Origin of the sequence: Mesorhizobium sp. NPDC059054, from assembly GCF_042739215.1 — a bacterium.
Classification (GTDB): domain Bacteria; phylum Pseudomonadota; class Alphaproteobacteria; order Rhizobiales; family Rhizobiaceae; genus Mesorhizobium.
Genome location: NZ_JBHYHV010000005.1, coordinates 22,193 through 28,421 on the forward strand (window position 1 = coordinate 22,193; position 6,229 = coordinate 28,421).

General features: G+C 63.9%; 6 protein-coding genes and 1 pseudogene. 3 read left to right on the top strand and 4 right to left on the bottom strand.

Annotated features, from left to right (window positions below; translation table 11 throughout):
• Together ACFWXH_RS21055 and ACFWXH_RS21060 are read right to left on the bottom strand one after the other, a co-directional pair.
• The gene (locus tag ACFWXH_RS21055; protein ID WP_379123325.1) at nt 1-1,068 is read right to left on the bottom strand and encodes a Gfo/Idh/MocA family protein; all 1,068 of its coding nucleotides are present in this window, start codon (nt 1,066-1,068) and stop codon (nt 1-3) included.
• Complete coding sequence (locus ACFWXH_RS21060; protein ID WP_379123326.1) at nt 1,065-2,210, bottom strand: hypothetical protein; 1,146 nt, start codon at nt 2,208-2,210, stop codon at nt 1,065-1,067. The genes ACFWXH_RS21055 and ACFWXH_RS21060 overlap by 4 nt, the downstream gene beginning before the upstream one ends.
• Nucleotides 2,211-2,416: 206 nt before the next feature.
• Between ACFWXH_RS21060 and ACFWXH_RS21065 the strand changes: the two genes are divergently transcribed.
• From ACFWXH_RS21065 to ACFWXH_RS21075, 3 genes are all read left to right on the top strand, one after another.
• Nucleotides 2,417-3,439, top strand: a complete 1,023-nt coding sequence (locus ACFWXH_RS21065; protein ID WP_379115058.1) for a LacI family DNA-binding transcriptional regulator — start codon at nt 2,417-2,419, stop codon at nt 3,437-3,439.
• Nucleotides 3,427-4,467: a zinc-binding dehydrogenase gene (locus tag ACFWXH_RS21070; RefSeq protein WP_379115059.1), complete on the top strand. Its 1,041-nt coding sequence runs from the start codon at nt 3,427-3,429 to the stop codon at nt 4,465-4,467. Before ACFWXH_RS21065 ends, ACFWXH_RS21070 begins: the two co-directional genes overlap by 13 nt.
• A 165-nt stretch (nt 4,468-4,632) precedes the next feature.
• On the top strand, nt 4,633-5,520 hold the full coding sequence (locus tag ACFWXH_RS21075) for a sugar phosphate isomerase/epimerase family protein (protein WP_379115060.1): 888 nt from the start codon (nt 4,633-4,635) through the stop codon (nt 5,518-5,520).
• A 176-nt stretch (nt 5,521-5,696) separates the two neighbouring features.
• Here the strand turns inward: ACFWXH_RS21075 and ACFWXH_RS21080 are convergent.
• Nucleotides 5,697-5,858: pseudogene (locus ACFWXH_RS21080) on the bottom strand (P-type conjugative transfer protein TrbL); the annotation flags it as partial.
• Nucleotides 5,779-6,153 carry a putative entry exclusion protein TrbK-alt gene (gene trbK-alt, locus ACFWXH_RS21085; protein WP_379123812.1) on the bottom strand — a complete coding sequence of 125 codons (375 nt, stop codon included), beginning with the start codon at nt 6,151-6,153 and terminating at the stop codon, nt 5,779-5,781. The gene trbK-alt and the pseudogene ACFWXH_RS21080, both read right to left, overlap by 80 nt.
• Nucleotides 6,154-6,229: the final 76 nt, after the last annotated feature.

Genomic DNA, 6,229 nt, shown 5'->3' on the forward strand with positions numbered 1-6,229 from the left:
TCAAACTCCCGTTTCCATGATGCTGACTTCCCTTCTGAGGGCAGAGGAGGCATGAGCCGCCTCGATGATCGCCAGCGCCTTGAGGCCGTCGCGACCGTCGACTCCGGGTCTGGCTTTCGTCCGAATTGCCCGCGCGAACTCGATCACCAAGTTGCGGTAGGAGATCATCTGGCGGTCATCGCCCTTCCAGTCGAAATACTGACGACCGGCAATGCCGCGACCCGATACTTCCAACTGCGGGCTCTTCTGGTGATGGACGTGAATCTCGCCGAGCGTTCCGACGATCAGGCACTCCTCCGGGCTCGCCATCGGGCTGTACCAGTCGGCGGCGTGCCAAGTGCTCTCGATCGTAACAATCTCGCTTTTGTCTGTGGTGATGACGCAAACGCCGTAGTCGTCGAGGTCGATCTTGTGATCCGTGAGACGGGCGATCTTGCCGTATACGGTTCGGCCCTCGCTGCCGAGCAGATAGCGCATCGCATCCGTGTAATGGACCGCATGATCGAGGAACCCGCCGCCGCCCGCGAGCTTCGGGTCGACATACCAGCCGGGAGTCTTCGATGTCGGTGTGTCGGTCACATATTGCAGTGGACACCGGATCGACATCTTCATTGTCAGAGGGCGACCGATCACGCCGTTCGCGATCATCTCCCGCACCTTCTGGTAAGCCGGCAGGTAGCGAACATGGTAAGCCAGCATAAACACGACGCCGGCCTTGTCCGCCGCCTTCACCATCGCGTCGGCTTCGGCAACAGTCATCGCGATCGGCTTGTCGAGGAGGACGTGCTTTCCGGCCGCCGCGCAGGCGAGGACATCGTCGCGATGGGCAGCCGTGTAAGACATCACCAGCACGCCATCAAGCGAGGAGTCGGCCAGCAGTTCGGCACGCGAGCCGGCAACAGCGCCAATGCCGAATTGGCGGGCATAGTCGGCCGCGTATGCCTGGCGCGGATCGTAGACCGAGACGAGCTCGACGCCGTCGATCCCTCTGGTGATGTAGTCCGCCATCGGGAACGCATGGTAGTGGTTGTGGAGGCCGAGGACGCCAAGTCGCACGGGGTCGGTCATCGCATCCCTCCCACCTGTCTCGCCGGCATGTCCGCGGCAGGCGCCCGCTCCATCAGGAACCCACCGAGCTGTTCGAGGGTCGGACTGTCGCCCTCGGTCACGTAGAAACCCGCCACTCCCGCTGCGATGACCAGGCCTTGCTCGACATCCAGCCCCGCGAGGCGGGCGAAGCAGTAGCCGGCGTTGAAATTGTCACCGCCGCCGGTCGAAAGCCGCGGCCGCTCGACATAGAACGTGTCCTCCTCCACGACTCCGTTCCGGGTCCAGGCCTTCGCGGCCCGAGCATGGCGAACGATCAGCGTGTGTACGTCCACTGCGGCGAAGAGCGCCTCGCCGGCCGTGCCGACATCCGACTCATGCTCATCGCCGCCAAGCACCGCGTTTAGCGCCAGCGCCTCGTTCGCGTTGAGGCACATCACCGTCTCGCACCGCGCCGTGAGGCGGCCGACGAGCGCCGCTAGGCGCCGGAATTCCTGAGCCGTCCGCCGGCTGCTGTCGGCGAGGTCGAAAAGGGCGATTCGCGGCGCTCCAATCGCCATATGTGGAAGAATGTCCCGTTCGACACCCTCCCAGATCTCGGTGGCGCGGTCGATCTCACCCCAGTTCGCAAATCCGATCGCGTCGGCATCGCGATAGAGATCAATCAGGCGCGACAGACCTAGCGTCCTTGCAATCTCCTGCCATCCAATCGTCCGCAGCAAGTCGCTCTTGGCGAGCAGGATCTTCCCATCTTCGAACTCGAGCGCCATGCTGTGGGACGGATTAGCGAAGCTGTGCAGTTCGCAGTTGCCGTCCATCGACGCGAAGTGCGGATCAGGCACGGGGCATCCCAGCATGCCGATGCACCTCACGTGCACGCCCAACCGGGCGAGCGCGTGGGCGGCGATCGGCATATTGCCGCCGATCTTTGTCGTGACTTCGGTGAGTTCGAAACTCGCATTGCGTGTCGCCAGTTGCGTAAGGCTTTGGCCAAAGCTGGCTTTCGACCGATAGTGCTCCGCGCCGCTCTCGCTGTGCTCTCTGACTATCCTCACGATCGAATCGATGAATCCATCGAAGCCGATCGTCATCGACTTGCCCGCAGCCCCCACCTCGCCCCGCCCAATTTTGTCAACAACCTGTTTCACCAGTTCCTGCCGCATTGGCCCGACTTCGTCCCAGACGCTTCCAGCTCGTTTGCCGGCCGAAACCTGATCTTGTCGCCACGCGCTTTCTCGGCGAGCATCTTGACTTCAGCCACAGTTACCGTATTCTGATTAAATCCATTACGCAAGCGTTTGCGTAAATCGTTATCTGAGGAACGTTTTCACTGAACGCTTTCAGCCGCAAGGCCTCCACAAATCGCCGGGTGACGATCATCGACATCGCGCAGATGGCCGGGGTGTCTACGGGCACGGTTTCGCGCGTCGTCAACGAACGCGACGGGGTCGGCCAAGAAACGCGCGAGCGGGTGCTCGCGCTGATTGCCGAGCAGGGCTACCAGGCGAGCTTCTTCGCCAAGAACCTTGCGACAAAGCAGGCGTACGCCATTGGAGTCGTTTTCCCGGTGCTTCCGTCCGAACTGGTCATGCATCCGGTCTTCCCCGAACTGCTTGGCGCGGTCGGCGACGTCGTGGGGGAGGCGGACTACAGCCTGATGCTGCTGAGCGTGCCCGCAGATTACCGGAACGGTCGCGTTCTTGCCGAGGTCACGCGCGGCAGGCTCGATGGTCTCATCCTTACCGATGTCCGGGTCGGCGACGACTTGCTCGACCAACTCGTCGAGCGCAGATTCCCCGCGGTCGTCGTCGGGCATCGCGACGACCGGGTCCTCTGGGTCGATTGCGATCACGATCAGGCGGTCTTCGAGTTGACCGCGCAGTTGATCGGATCCGGCCACAAGCAGATTGCGTTCGTGAACGGACCGCTCGACCTCAGCGTTTGCATCCTCCGACGCGATGGGTATCGGCGGGCACTCGAAAAGCACGGACTGGCGCATCGCATCGAACTCGAGCGGCAGGGGCCGTTCACGGCGAGGCACGGTTTTGAATCGCTGCAGGACTTGCTCAACGCTCCGGCAGCGGTGCGACCGACAGCCGTCGTCGCCGCCAGCGACGTGATTGCAGCCGGTTGCCTCGATGCCGCGCGCGTTCGACGGCTACGCGTGCCGCATGACATCGCTGTCACCGGATTTGACGACCAGCCCTTAGCAGCACACGTGCAGCCGTCGCTAACCACTGCACGGATGCCGATCGGCGAGATGGGGCGGAATGCGGCGGAGATGCTCCTCCGCCTGATCGAGGGCGAAGAGGTGCGACCGCGGTCGCTGGTGCTTCCGAGCGAGCTGGTGGTGCGGGAATCATCCGGGGCGAGAGCGAGGTGGATATTTTGAAGGTCGTCGTTGTCCCAAAGCCCGGGCAGGTGGAGGTCCGGCAGATCCCTCGTCCCTCCGTCCGGCCTGGGCAGGTGTTGGTGGAGACCCATCTCAGCGCCATCAGCGCCGGCACCGAGCTTGCCGTGCTCGCGGGCAACCTTCCCGGCGTCCATGGTGGGGCGATCCGGTATCCGCTCGTGCCTGGCTACGAAAATGTCGGTCGCGTCGTCGAGGTCGCGCCGGCCGTGAGTGGCCTGCGCGAGGGCGACTGGGTCGTCTGCGAGGGCGCGCCGAGCTTCCCGGGTCTGCACTCGTGCTGGGGAGCGCATAGTGAGCTTGTCGCCGTGCCCGAGGACGAGGCGTTTCGGCTACCGGAAGGGCTCGAGCCGGAAACGTCGATTTTCATGGTCCTGACGTCGATAGCCTTGCACGCCCTCCAGCGAGCAACCGTATCGCTCGGCGACGACGTTGTCGTCCTCGGGCAAGGTACAGTCGGCCTGATCGCTCTCCAGATCGCCCGGGCAATGGGTGCGCGCAGTGTCGTCGCCGTCGACCGGATTGCGAGCCGGCTCGATGTTGCGAAGTTGCTGGGCGCGACCGCGGTTGTCAAGGCGCAGTCTGTAGCGGAGGCGGAAGCTCGGCTGTCGGCGCTGAGCGCCGGACGAGGGGCCGACGTCGTGATCGAGGCGGGCGGCTCGGCGGAGCTCGCCGGGGCCGCTGGTCGGTTGGCGTGCGAGCGTGGCCGACTCGTGCTCGCAGGCATGTACGCGCGTCCGATCATCTTCGATTATTGGGATCTGTTCGCACGCGAGCTAGACGTCATCGTCTCGCGCCAGGCCGGCCCGAAGCTGGAACTGCCGGACCCCTATTATCGCTGGACATGGCGACGGACGCACGAGCAGAGCCTGCAATTGCTGGCCCGAGGCGAGGTCCGGGTCGCCCCTTTGATCACGCACCGTCTCCCAGTCGAGAGGATCGGGGAAGGCTACGAGGCGCTCCAGACCCGGCCGGACACAGCGATCAAGGTACTGGTCGAATGGCGTTGATCCGTGGCATCGCCGTCAACCCCGCCGTCGACGACTGGGAGCCCGGCGCGCTCGTGATCGATGAGCGCCCATCTCGTGCCTGCCCGCGCCGGGGCATCCGGAATCGAGACCACTTGCTTCCCCACCAAAGCATCGAAGCGCCCCCGCAAACGAAAGGACCACACCATGGCGTTGAACAAGGACATCGCCGTCAACCTCTGGACCGTTTATGGTTGGGAGCCTGACACGCTCACGATCGACGAGCGCGTATTCTCGCGGCTTGCCCGCGCCGGTGCCTCCGGAATCGAGATCGGTTTTGACGACGAGCGCTGGACCTTCGACTGGGCGCTCGGCATGAAGCAGGAACTCGAGGATGCGCTCCAACGCAATGGGTTGCGAGTGAGCGGTATCGCGCTGCGCCATTTCTTCACCCACAATCCTGCTTCACAGTCCGCGGACGTGCGCGGGCGCGCTCTGCGCGCCATGCGCGATGGCTTCCGCGTCGCGCGCGAGTTCGGCGTGGAGACCGTGATCGTCGTCCCCGGCTCGCAGGAGCGGCGTGTTTCCTACGAGGCCACGTACGACGCTGCAGTGCAGACGCTAATGCAGGCAGCTCGGTACGCCGAGTCCGACGGAGTTACGATCACCGTCGAGAACGTTCCCATCGGCTTCCTGCAGAGTCCACGCGAGTTCCGAGCCCTGCTCGACGACGTGGGATCGCCGGCCGTGAAAGCTTGTCTCGATTTAGGCAATGCCTTGGCCGACAAGCAACCTTTTCCGGAGAACTGGGTCCTGGAACTCGGCAACCGGATCGGGCTTGTACATGCCAAAGACCACGGGCGCGGTCCCGGTGGCGGGACCCGCACCTGTGGCGACGGTGATGTACCCTGGAGTGAATGCCTGCAGACACTCCAGGAGGTCGGTTATAGGGGCAGGCTTGTCGTCGAGACGCCGCCAAACGAGGGCACCAACGTAGCGTTCGAGGACGGTTTGTCCGCCGCCGAGCGAAGCGTCCGCTTCCTCGCCGAAATATTGGAACGCACCCCCGCCATCGAAAGGACGACCCAGCTGTGACCGACGCCCGCTTCGGAGTTTCGGCCTCAACCCCTTATCGATTGATGATCTTGCCGCTGCGCGCCGAATTGTCGGGCACGCAGCAGCACGCTAAACACGCATCCGGGATCTGCCGGTGATAAGTGATGTCATCAAGCGGCTCGCTGCGGACAGGCAAGACAAGCCAGCCACGGGCGCTCCTCGGCACCCCAGGCCCAGAAAAGGCCGGCAAAGGTGATGTCCAGCACGATCAGCGAGGAGGTGAGGAACGCCACCTCCCTACCGAGCAGACCGAAGCCGCTGTCGATGTAGGAGGTGAAGGTCTCGAGGAGGCGATCGATGACGCCGACGTCGTTCATGGCGACACCGGCAGACTGATCGGCGGATTGACGGTTTCAGGGTCTCATTGCCCTGCACGCCATTGCCAAGCCCCTTGGATTTCGGAGCGATCGGATGCTCGGGCTCCCCGGTCCGAAGGAAACGACGGCGGTTTTGAGCCCACGCCTTTTTGCAGGCAGGATCGCCGGCGGCCGCGATGCCGACATTACGGCAGCGCGCAAGTTCGGCAGTTTCTGGCTCGCCGCCCGGATGCCGGAGGAAGTGGGAGGCGGCGTCCTCGGTGCCTCTGCCGCGGCGGGGCAGGGGGGGGCGCACGACGCGGCGGCCAAAAAAAAAAAAAAAACAAACAAGGCGGGGAGCTTCGTGCCCCCCCCAAACGATCCCACCCAGC